This window comes from Leptospira adleri, from assembly GCF_002811985.1.
In the GTDB taxonomy this organism is placed as follows: domain Bacteria; phylum Spirochaetota; class Leptospiria; order Leptospirales; family Leptospiraceae; genus Leptospira; species Leptospira adleri.
In genome coordinates this window covers 1-15,070 of sequence record NZ_NPDU01000058.1, presented here as the reverse complement: position 1 = coordinate 15,070, position 15,070 = coordinate 1, and the positions used below count along the sequence as shown (strand labels likewise).

The window sequence follows — 15,070 nt, the reverse complement described above, 5'->3', positions numbered from 1 at the left end:
CGAGTTTTTGTGAGCCTACGCACCGAGACGATTAATGATCGTATCTAGAATCTCGTTCATAGTATTGATCATCTTCGCCGAGGCATTGTAAGAATGCTGGAATTGAACCATGTTGGCCATTTCTTCATCGAGATTGACCCCCATTACGGATTGTCTCATGTTTTCCAGTTCGGACATGAGATCGTTTTGAATACCGAATTCTTGCTTTGCTTCTCTTGCTTCGGTTCCCAGTTTAGAAATCAGAGTATTGTAGAAATCGTCGGTCGTTTTGGAATAATCCACCATCACCGGATTGTTTCGCAAAGCGGAAGCAACCATCAGCGCGTTACGACCATCCTTATGTCCTCCCGGGGAATTATAGTCCCCGGTTCCGCCGACATCCTTACCTCGGGCTGCCGCTATGTTCGCCACGTTATTCGCGATTGAATCCGCAATTCTAAAATGGGAAGAAGGATGAAAGTGCGGAGTAAGAGTAATGTCTTCCGGTCGAGATTGAAGTTTATTGATTTCTCCGAGACGTTTGTAGTCGTAGGCGCCGGAGGGTCCCGATGCCATCAAGATTCCGGTCATTCCGACGAGAAGATCTCCGGAATCTTCTATATGTCTTAAGATAAAATTCTTATTGGGATGGTCGTCGGCGACGGTAGCTTTCAGAGCGAGTTGATTGTCGTGGTTCATATAAGCCACAACGCCGGAACGTGAAGCGTTGATTTTCTTAATGATCCCGTTCATCGTATCATTGGAAGAATAGGGAATCAATACCGGCGCCTCCTTGGCGTCGGACTGATTAAAGCTGATCGTTCCGTTGATGCCGATCGGACGATCCGGATCGATCGTATTTCTACCGCTAACGCGAAAGATCGCGGTAACGTCGTTTTGTCCGTCCCCGTTGGAATCGTATTCTCCAAAGGTATTGATGGACAAAGATCGAATGTTAAAAAACGCTTGGTTCGTATTCCCGTTGATTCCGAAACCGTCTTTGTGAATTTCATTCACCGCATCCATCACGTTGATGGAAAGGGAATCCACCTGATCGATTTTCTCACGAATAATCTTATCACGAACCTCTATTAAACCTTGAAGTCTTCCTTTTCTCAGAAGTACCGGATCTCCGGTCGAGGACCAATAAAGATCCAAAAGACCGTCTTTTGAAGGGTTACCGAGAATATCGATCTTGTTCGCTTTGTTTCCTTGAACCAAAATTTGTTGTCCGATAAAAACCATCAGCTCGTCTTCATCCGAACGACCGATCGTAACGTCCACAAGAGAGGAAAGTTCCTGAAGAAGGGCATCCCGTTTGTCATAAAGGTCATTCGGCCTGTCGCCTAACGCTTCGGACTTTCCGATTCTATCGTTTAAGGTGCGGATATTTTCGGCGATCGTATTCATGTGATACGCTTTGGTTTCGATCTCTCGGTTCGCTTGATCCTTTAACTGAGCGAGTTTCCGATAGACGTCTTCCGTTCTACTACCTAGACCGTTTGCTCTTTCTAAAACTACGGAGCGATGCGCGTTGTCCTCGGGGTAGTTCGCTAGATCTTCCCAAGAAGACCAAAATTTATCCATAAGAGTTCGAAGGGTGGTACCGTTCGGTTCGTTAAAAACCGTCTCCAGTTGATAAAGATATTCGTTGCGAGCGGCCCAGTAGTCTTTGTTTCCCGAAGTTTCGATAATTCGATCGTCTACGAAGTTGTCTCTGATTCTTTCAATCGAAGCGATTTCAACGCCTTGACCGATTTGTCCGGGAAGATTGGAACGATTGAGGGAAGGATCATACAAAGGATCCATCGCTGTCATCGTGACTCTCTGTCTCGCATACTGCTTGTTATCCGCGTTTGAAATGTTATGACCGGTCGTCTGAAGCGCTTGTTGGTGAGCGGTTAAACCTCTCTTTCCGATTTCAAGACCTGAAAATGTGGATCCCATGACTTCCTCCTAATTCGAAAATATCTGTCGACTACGCCGAAGCGTTCAGCATAAGAGCAGGTCTCTTAGCTTGTTTTCTTTCCGGATTTTTTCCGGGACCGTAAGTACTTAAACCGGATTCGGAAGCCTTTTCTTTAACGGCTTCGATCGTACGGGTAAGAATTTCCTGACGAGTTATGATGAGTTTTTCGTTCGATTTGATCTTTTCTTTCAAACGATGAAGGATCGCTTTCAGTGAAGAACCGAATTCTTTTAATCTGAAATTAGATTCGCGATCCAGCTGATTCAAGAAGTCGGATAAGGTCGGAGCTCCGTTTTCCGGAAGAGCAAAATTCTTAGAACGGTAAACTTCCTCGATGGATTTCATGCGAACCCTTTCGATTTCCGAAGCCATCACAAGAAGTTCGTAAGTTTTTTTGGTAATTATTTCGAGAGATTTTCCATCCGCTTGAACCACGGCGGCGGACTTCTGAGTTTCCAGTTCCAGGACGTTCGAGTAGAGATTGATCTCTTCCTGAAAAAGTTTCGTAAGCTGCTCCAACCATTCCTCTTGTTTCATCTGTTTTATCCGATCCCTGCTATGAAGAATCGGTAAAATCGGAAATTTGCTTAGGTAATTTTCAGAGAAAAAGAAGATTCTCGATCCGCCTTTTTGAGATTATTGATAGGACATAATTTTGAAACGTTCTCAGAAGAATTCGAGAATGGAAGCGTAAGAAAGGACTGAGAAAAGTGAGAATTAAACCGAAAAGAAATAAATGAACGTGGAGAATAAGATCTTTCGGCATCAATTCATCCGATCGGGAAATCAAAAACTTCACGTAGTAACGGCGGGTGATCCTAAAAATTCTCCTTTGCTTTTTTTACACGGCTTCCCGGAATTTTGGTACGCTTGGAAGAACCAAATCCAATACTTTCTCGATCGAAACTACTTTCTGATTCTTCCCGATCAACGCGGTTATGGAGAATCAGGAAGACCTTGTTTTTTTTATTCTTACAGACTTTCATTACTTTCAAACGATATCGTCGCCATTCTTGACGGCTTACAAATCGAAAATACGGATTGTATCGCGCACGACTGGGGCGGCGCCGTTATCTGGAATTCTTTATACCGTAATCCGGATCGGTTTCGAAAACTTTGTATTTTGAATATGCCGCACTTAGAAACATTCAGAAATTCGATTCTTACCGATAAAATTCAAAGGAAAAAAACTTCTTATATCTTTTCCTTTCTCATACCTTTTCTTCCTGAATATCTATTGATTCGAAAAAATTTTGAAATGCTTTGGAATTCGCTTATCAAAACTTCAAACAAAGGAAGTTTTTCACCAGAAGACTTCGAGCTTTATAAAAATGCTTGGTCCGGTTTTAGGAGGGTACGATCCATGGTGAATTGGTATCGAGCCGCGATTCTCATTCCTCCGAAGCTACCTAAGGACCTGAGAATAGATCATCCGATAAAAATTTTTTGGGGAGAAAGAGATCCTTTCTTAAAAAAGGAAATGGGCAGAAAATCCTTATCGTTTTTAGAGAATGGAGAATATCAGGGATTTTACGCGACACATTGGCTTCATCATGAGGTCCCGGAAATTCTCAATCCCGCAATCCATGAATTTTTACAAAGAAAGGATTCGAACAAAAAAACGGTCTGATTCATAAAGATTGCCTTGTTATCGAATTATAAACGTTCTTGTTTCCATAATTTATTTCCAAATGAATTGAATTTTTCTTTTATGTATTTTTGACAATAGCAGGATCCGATGCAAAATAATCTTAGAATCTTTTTAATAGCTGCGCTCTTTACTTTTCCATTCACGAACGATCCATATTTTGCCAAAGATAAACCTTTATCCAAGGAAAAAGAAACGAAGGTCGTTTCGGCGGCTTCCGCGAATCCGAAAGAAGAATCCGAGTCCAAGGTAAAGACAAAAAAAACTTCTAAAAAGGAAACTCGTGAATTTGAAATCGTAAATAAAAAGGAAGCGCTTTTTGCCTTTTCGATCCGAGGCAGAAAATTCGCTCAAGGGGAACTTCTGCTTTTGAAACTCACACCGGAAAAAACGATTCTTTCCAAATTGGATAGAATCAAAATTTTATGGGAAAAGAAAGAAATCTCCTATTCTAAAAAAGAATCCGCCTTTTACGCCTGGATTCCCCTATCCCCCGAGTTTGATAAGAAAAGTGGAATATTAGAAATTCAAGATAAGAATTTGTTTAGAAAAAACGACTTTAAGGAATACGAGATTCCTGTTCAGAAAACAAATTTTTCCGAAACTAAGGTTTCCTCTCTGACAATGGATAAAAAATATACTTCCGAAGAACTTCCCCGCGAAACTTTGGATTTTATAGCAGAATGTTCGAAAGCGAAAGCGGAAGCGTTTCAGACAAAGACCGATCTTCAGATCGATTCCGACTTTGTATTTCCGGTGCAAGAAGTTCACTTCACGAGTCCTTTCTATAAGCGGAGAGTCTATAATAAAACGAAAGGAAAGGCTCATGGAGGAGTCGATTTCAAAGGATCGATCGGAACCCAAATCTATGCGATCAACGACGGGACAGTAATTCTATCCAGACCGATGTATTACGAAGGAAATTTTACCGTGATCGATCACGGTCTCGAAGTTTATTCCCTTTACATGCATCAATCCGAACTGAGCGTAAAAGTCGGCGATAAGGTAAAAAAAGGAGATCCAATCGGCAAAGTTGGTACTACAGGTATGTCGACGGGTCCCCATTTGCATTTAGGAATGCGAGTCAAGGGAACCTTAGTTGATCCAAGGTCCGTTCTCGGTCAGAAACTTTTCGAATAGAAAAAAATTAAACCGAAATCGGATTTTCTCCAAACAATCGAATAGAATTTTCAAACCCTAAAAACTATTCTCTCTTAACACTCTGAAGAATTTTTTCCACCGATTCCTCGTGTTGTCTAGCCTTGACAAGACTTTCGGAAATATGGAATAGGAAAGAATCCGGAAGTTTATCTCCGGAAGAAATAAAAAAGCCCGTCTTTGCGTATCTCGGTCTTAAGTTATCGTAGTAAGTCCAAAAAACTCCGTCCATTTTTTTCTCAAAGTTTTCTTCACCTAACTCGTGTACTTCGACCATCTCTCCCTGATTGATTGCGAGATCTAAGAATTTTTGAAATTCCGGTTTGATCTTATCTATTTCCAAAAACGGTTCCGGAAAGTAAAAAATTCGAATGGAAGGATATCGATTTGGATCCGTCTCACTCGAAGAAACGATTCCTGCGATTTGACCGGTGCCTGTTTGATCTTTCAAAGTCAAATTTTTCGGATTGTGAAAGTAAAAATCCTCGGGCAAAGTCAACTGAACCTTGATATCCTCGTTTCTAACGACTCTCGATTCGGAATCATAATTCCAATTTGTAAGTTCTTTTTGTTCCCAGTTCGGTTTAAAAAGAATGTATGAAATCAGAATTTCCGCCTTTTGCAGGGATTTGAAACTCAGTAACCCTCCGGTTAAAACCATCAATCCTAAAAGAAAAATTCTATAAAATACCGTGCTCTCTAAAAACCGAAACGTCAAACCCACGCACGAATAAACTGCGATAAAAAAGATTCCGGATCGATTGGAATAGAAGTCGGTTAACAATAAGAGCAGAATACAGGCCACGAAAACGGCGACTTCCACGATGGGATTCAGAACGATACGGGTCGCGTCGATCGTCTTTGCAGAGTCCGGTCCTATCTGATATTGTTTGATCGATTCTTCTTTTAATAACTTTCCGAAGGCGAATGAGATCAAAAAAAATATTCCCGTCGCGACGATATAAGCGCCTAAAACTAGGATGAATATAAATAAGATCGGGAGATGACTTTCGTGTAAAAAAAGAAAAGAAATTCCGACTATGGAATATACGAGGAAGAGCTTTCTTAGAAAGGAAAGTTCTTGCAGTTTAGAGCGAACAGTTTGGACTTTCTTCCAGCCAGGAATTTTTTGGAGTAATTTCATGAGTCAGATTACCGGATTTTTTTCAGATCTGAAAACGAGTTTTGACAGCCTATCTCAGTCCATCCAATCATTTCTGGAAACGGTCGGAGTAATCACTTCTTTTTTAAAAATTGTTTTCTCGATCGTTCCCTTAGATCTCTTCTTAGTCTTGATCTTTTCACTAGTCTTAGTGTTTTTATTCAATACGATTTCTCCAAGCACGAGCCGTTTTAATTATACTCTGGGAATCCTGATCGTTTCCATTCTCCGCGCCTTTTTTCATCAGTCGATTTCACAAACCTGGAACCTCGGCCCCGTATTTCTGACCGCTTTCTATCTTTTGATCCCTGCTTATTTTTTCTTTTTGCTTCGGTTCAGTTTTGTGTTTTTAAAAAAATTATATCGAAGGAAGAATTCGATTCGCCCGAAGGACCTGGATAACGCCCTTGCGAACCTGCAAAAATCATTTCAGAATCTTATGGCAAACGGTTATTCAAAACTTTACGCTTCAGATTCTCAAACTTTGGACGATCCGGATTCTCTAAAGGAACAAATCGAAGAATTGGAGCGGACGCTTCAGGGATTGAAGAACGTTCTCGATTCCAAAAAATAATAATCATTCGACCGGTTTGAATAAATCTTTGACCGCGTCTTTCGCTTTGGATTGATTAAAATCCTCTCGATCGATAAGAATCAAATCCAAACCTTCTTTTTCGAGCCTGACGAGTATCTTTGCAATGTCCGCAGACGATTTAGAGTTTGTCGCTAAATATCGAAACTGGGTTTTACACTCGGGACAAAGCTTGTCTTTCGTATAATTTAAGCCCAGGTGTTTGCAGTTCCCACAGGTGCCGTAAAGATCATCGATCAACATCAGTTGGGATGAAACTTCGGAAACGCTTAACTTCTTCCAAACTCGAATGTATTTTTTATCATCAGCCTGCATTTGTCTTTTGGATAATCAAAATTCTACATTGAGTCAAGACAAAACTTTACCGCTTTCTCAATAATCTCGCAAGCCTCTTCCATCTCTTGCGGTTGAATCACTAAAGGAGGGGCATAACGAACCGTATGATCGTGCGTCGTCTTTGCAAGTAATCCCAGTTCCATCGTCTTTTTACAAACTTCTTTCGCTATGGACTTCCCGTTCTTTCCGTTAAATTCAATCGCGTTCAGCAGACCTTTTCCGCGAACGTCCAGTAAAACGTCATATTTAGATTTTAGAATATTCATCCTTTCTCTAAAAAGTTCGCCCATCTTGTAAGAATTTTCAGTCATCTTTTCTTCGACCAAAATTTCAACGGCGCGTTTCGCGACGGCGCAGGCAAGAGGATTTCCTCCGTATGTAGAACCGTGTTCACCCGGTTTTAAAGTAAGCATCACTTCGTCATTGGAAAGAACCGCGGAGACTGGTAAAATTCCTCCGGAGAGCGCTTTACCAAGAACCAAGATATCCGGTTTCACCGATTCAAAATCTCCCGCAAGAAGTTTACCGGTTCTTCCCAACCCGGTTTGCACTTCGTCGAAAATAAGAAGGACTCCGGCCTCTTTGCAAAGTTTTCTACAAGAAGCAAGATAGCCTTCATTCGGTACGATCACACCCGCCTCTCCTTGAATCGGTTCTACCATAAAACCCGCAACGTTCGGATCTTGAAGAGAATTCTCCAATGCTTCCGTATCGTTAAAAGGAATGATTTCAAAACCGGGAACGTAAGGCCCGAACTCTCGTCTACTCAAAGGATCCGTGGACGCGGAAATCGCTCCGAGACTTCTTCCCCAAAAATTCCCGGAAGCGAAAATGATTTTGGCTTGGTTTTCTGGAATTCCTTTGACTTGATATCCCCACTTTCTACAAAGTTTCACCGCGGTTTCAGCGGCCTCCACTCCCGTATTCATGGGAAGAATTCTTTGATAACCTAAAAGTTTCGTCATGTATTCTTCGTATTCGCCTAACTTGGAATTGTAGAAGGCTCTTGAAGTCAAAGTGAGCTTTTGCGATTGTTCCACCAAAGTTTGAATCAGCTTAGGATGGCAATGGCCTTGGTTAACTGCGGAATATGCGGAAAGGAAATCGAAATAACGTTTTCCTTCCACGTCGAAAAGATAAATTCTCTCCCCTCGATCCAAAACGACGGGCAGAGGTTCGTAATTGGAAGCTCCGAATTTTTTTTCCAACTGAATGTAGTAAGACGAATTTTGAACGAGCGACATACTCCCTATTGAAGAATCGGATTCGCTTCACACAAGGAAATTTTATTCTTTTACCTTGACTTTTCATTTTTGAGAACGATCCTTTTGGAAAGAATTTAATTATTAGGAAAACTCGATGAAGTCTTCAGTCGTCAAAATTTGTTTCATTTTTTTAATTACATTTATTACAATTGGAAATTGTCTTTACACAAATGTAAAAACGCCGGGCTGGTTTTACTCTCAGAGTTATACAGACGTCCGAGGAATGGAACCGGTTGGCAAACTTTCAGGACAATCCTGCGGAGAAGGCTGGTTGTGGCTCGTTTATACCGGCGATGAAAGCTATGAAGCGGCCGTACAAAACGCGATTCAAGATAAGGCCGATCTCCTTTTCGACGTTCAAACGGATTATTACGTAAAATCGCTTCTCTTTAATCTTTACTTTTATAAATGCACGAGGGTTTCCGGGATCGGCGTAAAACTCCCTCATAGATTGTTGAAAAAAGATTAACGATGCGAGCGATTTTTTATATTCTACTTCTACTTACCGGATCGATTTGTATGATCGATTGCGCTCTACCGATCGGAAATCGACGAACGCTTGTTAAACGAAACCCGATGCCGTATCCGACGGATTCGTTTCTATCGCCGGAAAATCGGGTTTCCGTAGCGGGGACTTATTTTCGAGACCCTTCGGTTCACTACGGAAACGCCTCCACTAGATTGAAGCTGATCGGCTTTGACGGGTTCATTCATTCCACGTCCTCTCTTCCGCACAAAGACATGTTTCACGGATCTCTTGACGACTGGGATTGGTCGAAACACAGAATTATCAGATTTGAAGGGCAAAGCCAGGGATGTCAAAGAGGAGTAACGTTGATTTTACCGTTACGTCAGGGAGAACAACAATCTCTGGTCCCCGTGTCTTTCGTCTTCGGTAAAACAAGTTTTTATGACGAGCTCAAACAGGAAATGGAGAAGAATAAAATCAAAGCTCTTTTCGATTCCAAGTTGGACATAGAGCAAACTTCCTTTCTATTTTGGCTTGTTCAGAAAAGATGTATTCGATTTAAAAGTTATGCTATTCAGGAATTCTAAATAAATTTCATTTAGATTATGACGGGAAAACAAAAAACAATTCTGATTCTTTCCTCTATTTCCGGTTTTTTAGGAGTAGCGATCGGCGCCTTCGGAGCCCACGCTCTAAAACCTTTTTTAAGTCCTGAAATGCTCGCTATCTACGAAACCGGCAATAAATATCATCTGATTCATAGTATTCCGCCTTTGATCTTATCTCTGACCGGGTACGTTCATACGTCCAAATCCGCGTGGTTGTCTGCGATCTTATTTCTCTTCGGAGTGCTTATATTTTCCGGATCTCTTTATCTACTCGCGGTCACTGGAATTAAAATTTTAGGCGCAATTACTCCGATCGGCGGAATTTGCTTTCTTCTTGCTTGGGCGCTCCTCGGTTTGTCCGCGATCCGCAAAAAGAGCGTCTAACGTTGAGTTCCGAAGTAGAACTGGCCCTTTTTTTCGATCAGCTTACGAGTGATTAGACCTTTCGCTATGATGAGCAATCCTTGAACTGCGGCTTGTTTTTTCGCAGCTTCACTGTCTTGTTGTTCGGCCATCAATTGGTGTACATATTCTCTGCGTTTTCCTTCCAGAACGCCCAGCATCGAACCGCAGACTTTTTTATCTCCGATCAAAAAAGCGAGAGCGAGGGTCTGCGGCGGAGTTTCGTTGCAAAGATAATAGAGCGCTAAATTGTCAAAGTAAGACAGTTCTTCAAATGATTTTACCGTAAGTTCCTCTTTATCATCCATGGTCGATCGATTCCAATTCGGTGAGTTTATTTTCGAGATAAGCAACTAAGTAAGAAGAATCCGGATCCGCGCCCGTTGCTGAACGAATCAAGGCTTCCGCTGAATGAAACTTTCCTTTCCAGTGAACATTCTTCCTTAACCACACTAAAAGAGAGGAAAAGTTTTTTTCTTTGACGACTTGTGGTGAAAAATCCGGGCTTTCTTTAGAGAAGGCTTGGAAAAGCTGAGCGGAATAAATATTTCCAAGCGTATATGTGGGAAAATATCCGAACGCTCCGCCGCTCCAATGAACGTCTTGAAGAACACCTTCTTTATCGGAAGGAACGTCGATTCCTAAAAGGTCTTTCATTTTAGAATTCCAAAGTTCGGGAAGTTCGGAGATTTGAATTTTTCCGTTGATCAACTCTCTTTCGATCTCAAAACGAAGAATGATATGAAGATTGTATGTGATTTGATCCGCTTCTACGCGAATGAGCGAAGGCGAGGATTGATTGATATAAGAAAAAAGCTGTGAAAAGCCCAACTCGGATTCCTTCAAATCCAACGAGTTCATAAGAATCGGATAATACATTTCCCAAAACTCGCGGGATCGTCCGACTTGATTTTCCCAAAGTCTACTCTGAGATTCGTGAACACCGAGAGAAACCGAATCGTGCAACGGAGAAGGGCCGCCGATAATTTCGGAAATTCCCGCCTCATAAAGAGAATGTCCTGTTTCATGCAAAATACTGAATATAGAAGAAAGAGGATCTTTTAGATCGTAACGAGTCGTAATTCTTTTATCTCTACCTCCGAGAGAAGTCGAAAAAGGATGTTCGCTCGCATCGAGACGGGAAATTTTCGAGGAAAGTCCGAGAATGGAAGGAAGATTCTCTCCAAGTCTTCTCTGAAGCGAAATCTGAATTTCTCTCGGAAACGGATTATTGATTTGTCTTCCGCGCGCGACTAAAGGCTTGAGAGAATTCTTAAGATTGAAAAAAAGATTTTCTAAATTGGCGGCGCGTTCACCGGGTTCATAACCTTCCAACAAGGCGTCGTAGGCTTCGGTCTCATAACCGTAACACTCCGTTTGCCTTTTACAAAGTTCGACGATCTTGTTTAAAATCGGAGCAAAATCCGAAAACCGATTCTCCTTTCTTGCTTTCGCCCAAACGGAGTGCGCTTTACTTGTAATAACGGAAAATTCCTCGACAAGTTCTTGAGAAAGACAACGAGAACGATTGAGGTCTTTAAAAAGAATCTTGAGTTCGATTCTTCTTTCCTCCTGACCGGGCAGATTTTTCTTTTCATTCTCATCTCTCGCCTTTTCCGCAAGGGCATAAAATTTCTCTCCGGCGTATTTGGAATGGATTAAGCCAGAAAGAAGTCCGATCTGATCCCCTCTTTCCATTCGTCCTTCTTCGGGAAGGGTGATTTCAGAATCCCAGTGAAGTACGCTGAGAATATTTCTTAAGGTCCAAATTTCCCTATAAGCGGCTCTGTATTCCGCGAATGTTTTTAATTCTCCGCGAATAGAATCGGTAAACAGGTGCTCGTATTCTTTCATCTCAGTGGATAATAAAAAATCTTCTTTTAGATTGACAAGCACCCTAACCGCAAAAAAATGATTTTTGCACGATTTGCGGGCATGGTGTAATGGCTAGCACTGTAGCCTTCCAAGCTTCCAGTGAGGGTTCGAGTCCCTCTGCCCGCATAATCATTCTTTCCTCTATAATACTCCAACTTATTTTATCACTGACTCGAACCCAAACTTCGAATCTCCGTAGGATGATCTTATTTCATTCGCGAACGTTTTGAAGTTATATTCAAAATCAAGGAAGGGCTGGGTAAGTTTTGATCTCGGTACTGGATATTCTCATTCGAGATTTCGTCCGGGAAGAAACCCGACCAATGATCTCTTACCGACTTTATTTAAGAATTCGATTTGTCTTTTAAGTCATTCGATTGAAGTCAAGATTCTTTTGCACTTGAATCAATTGTTCCGACAAAGTGATTCGATCAAATTTGAATTGAATTCGGTCTTAAAGTCCCTTTTGAATATCCGGCGGCAAAATTTTTGACATCGATTCGATTGAACGACGAAATTTATAGAGAGCGTTTTTGATTTTTGCTAAGACAAGAAATCGGTTCCTCAAGGAACCGATTCAGGTGTTTGATAGAATTCTATTTTTGAATAGAATTCTCTGATCGACTATTTTGAATCTCATTTAAGAAAACTATATTTGTAGAATCGTTTTCTAAAATGCTATCGGCGAGGTTCTCCAACAACCTTCCAATCTTTTTACTTTGGGAAAGGTCCGGCTTACGGGAGATTCTGTCCGGTTCTTTAGCCGGGTTATCTTCGTTCGCTCGGGAATGCACAAGAATCCTCCAAAAGGGTGTAGGAGAAAGACTGGGTTCGGTTTTCGAACCCGTCAAGCTCAATCCTACTCTTCGATTTGAATTCCGGAAAGTTTTTCCAGAGTTTTAATTCTCTTTGCCCATTTTTGGAAATTCACGAGATTGTGAATGTTCACTCTGACTTTTTGAAACTCCGCAAAGGTAAGACCGTAGTCCCAACCCACAAAGATTTCTTTTTTCTTCGGTGAAGTCCTTAAGGAAGAACCTCCTCCCAAGATCGTTCCCTTAGGAACGTGGAGATGATCCGAAACCGCGCAGGCTCCTCCGATAATCACGTCGTCTTCCACGATCGTACTTCCGGCGACACCGCTCTGACCGGCTATGATTATATTCTTACCTAAGACGCAATTGTGCGCAACGTGAACCATATTATCAAACTTGCATCCGTCTCCGATGATCGTATCTTCCAGTCCGCCTCTATCTATCGTGCAAAGCGAGCCTATCTCAACATCGTCTCCGATTCTAACAGTTCCTACGTGAGGAATTTTATGATGTTTTCCGTTCACGGTGACAAACTTATATCCATCTCCGCCGATCGAACAATTACCGGAACAGATAAATCGTTTTCCAATAATGACTCCGTGTTGAATCGAACTATTCGGACCTATGTGAGAATTCTCTCCGATCGTTACGTTTCTAGAAATCTTAACTCCGTCTTCCAAGTAAGTATTGGCGCCGATCACCGAGTTTTCACCGATCACTACGAACTCGCCTACGGTTACGCCTTCCCCTATCATTGCAGTCGGATGAACCAGAGCCGACGAAGAAACTTTTCCGGACGGGACATAAGGAGGATAAATAGAATCCAAAAGTTCGACAAGACTCAATTCAGGATTCGAGACGATTAGACAAGGAAGATTGATATCCTTAGAAAATTCTTCCGTAGTCAAGATGACGCTCGAAAGAGAATTTTTTACTTCGGATAACATCTTTTTATTGGAAAGAAAGCTGATTGAATTCTTAACACCCGGCGTTAACGGAGAAACTTTTTCGATCAAAATCGTTTCCGGTTTTTCGGAATTTGCAATCTTAGATCCGCTTATTTTCTTTGCAAGATCGGAAAGTGTGAATTGGGGCATGATTCCCTCGTTTTATATTGGTTGATACACGGAGAATCAAAGGAGCTGAGTAGTCACTCAAAAAAATGCGGACTCGGAATTCGGATCTTTCGTTTTATAAGAATTATTCGACACTTCCGAAATCGTATCAAATATCCCGTTTGACGAAATGCCTTCGCTTAAAACCATGTAGGAAAATTTGAAAAATTCTTCATTTTTAGGAATTGTTACCGCTCATGAAACCGATTAGAGAACCTCAGATCAATCTATTCAAAAAATCAAACCCTTACAAAGCTAAGGTTATCAGCAATACTCTACTGACCCCGGAACCCGGAGCGGGAAAAAGACCAAAAAAAGAAGGGGAATCTTTGGTTCATAGAATCATCTTAGCGATCGATCATTCCGCTTATCCCTACGTTATCGGACAAAGCGGCGGAGTCATTCCTCCCGGAGAAGATCCTGAAAAAAAAGCCAAAGGTCTCGCAGATGCGGCTTATACCGTAAGATTGTATTCTATCGCTTCTCCAAGTTATTCTTTCGGTATGAAGGAAGACACGATAGAATTCATCATCAAAAGAGATAACGTCTACGACGAGAACGGAAACATTCAGCACAAAGGTGTCTGCTCCAATTATATCTGCGATTTGAAACCCGGCGAAGAAGTAGTTATGACCGGGCCTTCCGGAAAAAAATTCCTTCTGCCTACAACCGATTTCAGCGGAGACATTATGTTTCTTGCAACCGGAACCGGAATCGCTCCTTTCATCGGTATGAGCGAAGAATTGCTGGAACACAAGCTCGTTAACTTTACCGGAAACATCACTCTTGTTTACGGAGCTCCTTATTCTGACGAATTAGTAATGATGGATTATCTTAGAGGTTTAGAAACTAAGTTTAAGAATTTTAAACTTGTTACCGCAATCTCCAGAGAAGAAAAAAATCCTTTCGACGGCGGAAGAATGTATATCTCTCACAGAGTGAGAGAACAAGCGGACGCGGTTAAAAAAATTCTGAACGGTGGCGGGCGTTTTTATATCTGCGGCGGACCGAAAGGAATGGAAAAAGGCGTGATTGAAGAAATTCAAAAAATCGCCGGAGACGCAGGGACTTACGAAGATTTCAAACATCATCTCGAAGGCGCGCATCAACTATTTGTCGAAACTTATTGATTCGACTTCATTTTTTAAAAACGAAAAGCCGAAGGAAGCAAATGTTTCTTTCGGCTTTTTTATTTTAGAATTCAATCGCATATCACAAAAAACGAATGGATTGAATTTCCATTCTTACTTTATATTGGTCTAAAATTTCACCGGGAGAAATGGAAATGGGCGTTATCCGTGACGTAGACAAAGGACGAGGAGAAGTCATTCGTGTGGAAGTATCCGAGTACAAAGGAACAAAGTATCTCAATCTCCGCGTTTGGTACACTGACAAAGACGGCGAAAAGAAACCCACACAAAAAGGAATCGCGATTCCTCCCGAACTCTACGATGAAATCCGCGAAGCCGTGATCGAAGCGGAAAGCGAAGTCAAAGGCAATTAAAATTTAAACCGGCGTGATTTAGAGACTTCTTTCCTGAATGACGTCGTTTACGATCAAACGCGCCGCTTCTTCCGTGTCTGCTACGCGGATGTGACTTTCCAAACGAGTGATAGAAAAAACTTTTTTTACGGAATCCCTCAAATCGGAAACGATCAATTCTCCACCTCTTCTTT

17 protein-coding genes and 1 tRNA gene are annotated in these 15,070 nt (G+C 41.6%); 9 read left to right on the top strand and 9 right to left on the bottom strand.

Annotated elements, in window-relative coordinates; all coding sequences use genetic code 11:
• Positions 1–15: 15 nt before the first annotated feature.
• Both flgK and CH376_RS17970 read right to left on the bottom strand, forming a co-directional pair.
• Positions 16–1,926: a flagellar hook-associated protein FlgK gene (gene flgK / locus CH376_RS17975; RefSeq protein WP_100784562.1), complete on the bottom strand. Its 1,911-nt coding sequence runs from the start codon at positions 1,924–1,926 to the stop codon at positions 16–18.
• Between the two features lie 31 nt (positions 1,927–1,957).
• Positions 1,958–2,485, bottom strand: a complete 528-nt coding sequence (locus CH376_RS17970) for a flagellar protein FlgN (RefSeq protein ID WP_100784561.1) — start codon at positions 2,483–2,485, stop codon at positions 1,958–1,960.
• A 199-nt stretch (positions 2,486–2,684) separates the two neighbouring features.
• On the opposite strand from CH376_RS17970, the gene CH376_RS17965 reads away from it, so the two are divergent.
• Both CH376_RS17965 and CH376_RS17960 read left to right on the top strand, forming a co-directional pair.
• Positions 2,685–3,578: an alpha/beta fold hydrolase gene (locus CH376_RS17965; protein ID WP_100784560.1), complete on the top strand. Its 894-nt coding sequence runs from the start codon at positions 2,685–2,687 to the stop codon at positions 3,576–3,578.
• Positions 3,579–3,686: 108 nt separating this feature from the next.
• Positions 3,687–4,736 carry a M23 family metallopeptidase gene (locus CH376_RS17960; protein WP_100784559.1) on the top strand — a complete coding sequence of 350 codons (1,050 nt, stop codon included), beginning with the start codon at positions 3,687–3,689 and terminating at the stop codon, positions 4,734–4,736.
• Between the two features lie 64 nt (positions 4,737–4,800).
• On the opposite strand, the gene CH376_RS17955 is transcribed toward CH376_RS17960, so the two are convergent.
• Entirely contained in the window at positions 4,801–5,898 is a 1,098-nt protein-coding gene (locus CH376_RS17955) for a hypothetical protein (protein ID WP_100784558.1), read from the bottom strand.
• Between CH376_RS17955 and CH376_RS24080 the strand changes: the two genes are divergently transcribed.
• Entirely contained in the window at positions 5,897–6,490 is a 594-nt protein-coding gene (locus CH376_RS24080; protein ID WP_165781697.1) for a hypothetical protein, read from the top strand. The genes CH376_RS17955 and CH376_RS24080 overlap by 2 nt on opposite strands.
• Positions 6,491–6,493: 3 nt before the next feature.
• Here the strand turns inward: CH376_RS24080 and CH376_RS17945 are convergent, their stop codons facing one another.
• The gene (locus tag CH376_RS17945) at positions 6,494–6,823 is read right to left on the bottom strand and encodes a hypothetical protein (RefSeq protein WP_100784556.1); all 330 of its coding nucleotides are present in this window, start codon (positions 6,821–6,823) and stop codon (positions 6,494–6,496) included.
• Between the two features lie 23 nt (positions 6,824–6,846).
• On the bottom strand, positions 6,847–8,088 hold the full coding sequence (gene rocD, locus CH376_RS17940; RefSeq protein WP_100784555.1) for an ornithine--oxo-acid transaminase: 1,242 nt from the start codon (positions 8,086–8,088) through the stop codon (positions 6,847–6,849).
• A 115-nt stretch (positions 8,089–8,203) separates the two neighbouring features.
• On the opposite strand from rocD, the gene CH376_RS17935 reads away from it, so the two are divergent.
• The 3 genes from CH376_RS17935 to CH376_RS17925 are packed head-to-tail and all read left to right on the top strand — an operon-like array spanning position 8,204 to position 9,570.
• Positions 8,204–8,578, top strand: coding sequence for a TRL-like family protein (locus CH376_RS17935; RefSeq protein ID WP_100784554.1), 375 nt, complete (start codon positions 8,204–8,206; stop codon positions 8,576–8,578).
• A gap of 50 nt (positions 8,579–8,628) precedes the next feature.
• Positions 8,629–9,165 carry a hypothetical protein gene (locus CH376_RS17930; RefSeq protein ID WP_165781696.1) on the top strand — a complete coding sequence of 179 codons (537 nt, stop codon included), beginning with the start codon at positions 8,629–8,631 and terminating at the stop codon, positions 9,163–9,165.
• 18 nt (positions 9,166–9,183) lie between these two features.
• Entirely contained in the window at positions 9,184–9,570 is a 387-nt protein-coding gene (locus CH376_RS17925; protein ID WP_100784552.1) for a DUF423 domain-containing protein, read from the top strand.
• On the opposite strand, the gene CH376_RS24320 is transcribed toward CH376_RS17925, so the two are convergent.
• Positions 9,567–9,896 (bottom strand): hypothetical protein, encoded by a 330-nt coding sequence (locus CH376_RS24320; RefSeq protein ID WP_165781695.1) that lies wholly within the window; start codon positions 9,894–9,896, stop codon positions 9,567–9,569. The two genes, CH376_RS17925 and CH376_RS24320, sit on opposite strands and share 4 nt — an antisense overlap.
• The gene (locus tag CH376_RS17920; protein ID WP_165781709.1) at positions 9,889–11,442 is read right to left on the bottom strand and encodes a carboxypeptidase M32; all 1,554 of its coding nucleotides are present in this window, start codon (positions 11,440–11,442) and stop codon (positions 9,889–9,891) included. The genes CH376_RS24320 and CH376_RS17920 overlap by 8 nt, the downstream gene beginning before the upstream one ends.
• A 75-nt stretch (positions 11,443–11,517) precedes the next feature.
• Here CH376_RS17920 and CH376_RS17915 point away from each other — a divergent pair.
• Positions 11,518–11,589 (top strand) — tRNA-Gly (locus tag CH376_RS17915).
• A gap of 470 nt (positions 11,590–12,059) precedes the next feature.
• On the opposite strand, the gene CH376_RS17905 is transcribed toward CH376_RS17915, so the two are convergent.
• Both CH376_RS17905 and lpxD read right to left on the bottom strand, forming a co-directional pair.
• Positions 12,060–12,257 (bottom strand): hypothetical protein, encoded by a 198-nt coding sequence (locus CH376_RS17905; protein WP_100784762.1) that lies wholly within the window; start codon positions 12,255–12,257, stop codon positions 12,060–12,062.
• 65 nt (positions 12,258–12,322) lie between these two features.
• Complete coding sequence (gene lpxD / locus CH376_RS17900; RefSeq protein WP_100784550.1) at positions 12,323–13,375, bottom strand: UDP-3-O-(3-hydroxymyristoyl)glucosamine N-acyltransferase; 1,053 nt, start codon at positions 13,373–13,375, stop codon at positions 12,323–12,325.
• 215 nt (positions 13,376–13,590) lie between these two features.
• Here lpxD and CH376_RS17895 point away from each other — a divergent pair, with 215 nt between their 5' ends.
• Positions 13,591–14,523, top strand: coding sequence for a ferredoxin reductase domain-containing protein (locus tag CH376_RS17895; protein ID WP_100784549.1), 933 nt, complete (start codon positions 13,591–13,593; stop codon positions 14,521–14,523).
• Positions 14,524–14,678: 155 nt separating this feature from the next.
• Positions 14,679–14,897, top strand: coding sequence for a transcriptional coactivator p15/PC4 family protein (locus tag CH376_RS17890; protein WP_100784761.1), 219 nt, complete (start codon positions 14,679–14,681; stop codon positions 14,895–14,897).
• Positions 14,898–15,070 lie beyond the last annotated feature (173 nt).

Bases quoted from the DNA above. Each gene is read 5' to 3' on its own strand.
- CH376_RS17925 (WP_100784552.1), top strand. From the start codon at position 9,184: ATGACGGGAAAACAAAAAACAATTCTGATTCTTTCCTCTATTTCCGGT.
- CH376_RS17945 (WP_100784556.1), bottom strand. From the start codon at position 6,823: ATGCAGGCTGATGATAAAAAATACATTCGAGTTTGGAAGAAGTTAAGC.
- CH376_RS17895 (WP_100784549.1), top strand. From the start codon at position 13,591: ATGAAACCGATTAGAGAACCTCAGATCAATCTATTCAAAAAATCAAAC.
- CH376_RS17970 (WP_100784561.1), bottom strand. From the start codon at position 2,485: ATGAAACAAGAGGAATGGTTGGAGCAGCTTACGAAACTTTTTCAGGAA.
- CH376_RS17920 (WP_165781709.1), bottom strand. From the start codon at position 11,442: ATGAAAGAATACGAGCACCTGTTTACCGATTCTATTCGCGGAGAATTA.
- CH376_RS17965 (WP_100784560.1), top strand. From the start codon at position 2,685: ATGAACGTGGAGAATAAGATCTTTCGGCATCAATTCATCCGATCGGGA.
- CH376_RS24080 (WP_165781697.1), top strand. From the start codon at position 5,897: ATGAGTCAGATTACCGGATTTTTTTCAGATCTGAAAACGAGTTTTGAC.
- CH376_RS17930 (WP_165781696.1), top strand. From the start codon at position 8,629: ATGATCGATTGCGCTCTACCGATCGGAAATCGACGAACGCTTGTTAAA.
- lpxD (WP_100784550.1), bottom strand. From the start codon at position 13,375: ATGCCCCAATTCACACTTTCCGATCTTGCAAAGAAAATAAGCGGATCT.
- CH376_RS17890 (WP_100784761.1), top strand. From the start codon at position 14,679: ATGGGCGTTATCCGTGACGTAGACAAAGGACGAGGAGAAGTCATTCGT.
- CH376_RS17955 (WP_100784558.1), bottom strand. From the start codon at position 5,898: ATGAAATTACTCCAAAAAATTCCTGGCTGGAAGAAAGTCCAAACTGTT.
- CH376_RS24320 (WP_165781695.1), bottom strand. From the start codon at position 9,896: ATGGATGATAAAGAGGAACTTACGGTAAAATCATTTGAAGAACTGTCT.
- flgK (WP_100784562.1), bottom strand. From the start codon at position 1,926: ATGGGATCCACATTTTCAGGTCTTGAAATCGGAAAGAGAGGTTTAACC.
- CH376_RS17935 (WP_100784554.1), top strand. From the start codon at position 8,204: ATGAAGTCTTCAGTCGTCAAAATTTGTTTCATTTTTTTAATTACATTT.
- rocD (WP_100784555.1), bottom strand. From the start codon at position 8,088: ATGTCGCTCGTTCAAAATTCGTCTTACTACATTCAGTTGGAAAAAAAA.
- CH376_RS17960 (WP_100784559.1), top strand. From the start codon at position 3,687: ATGCAAAATAATCTTAGAATCTTTTTAATAGCTGCGCTCTTTACTTTT.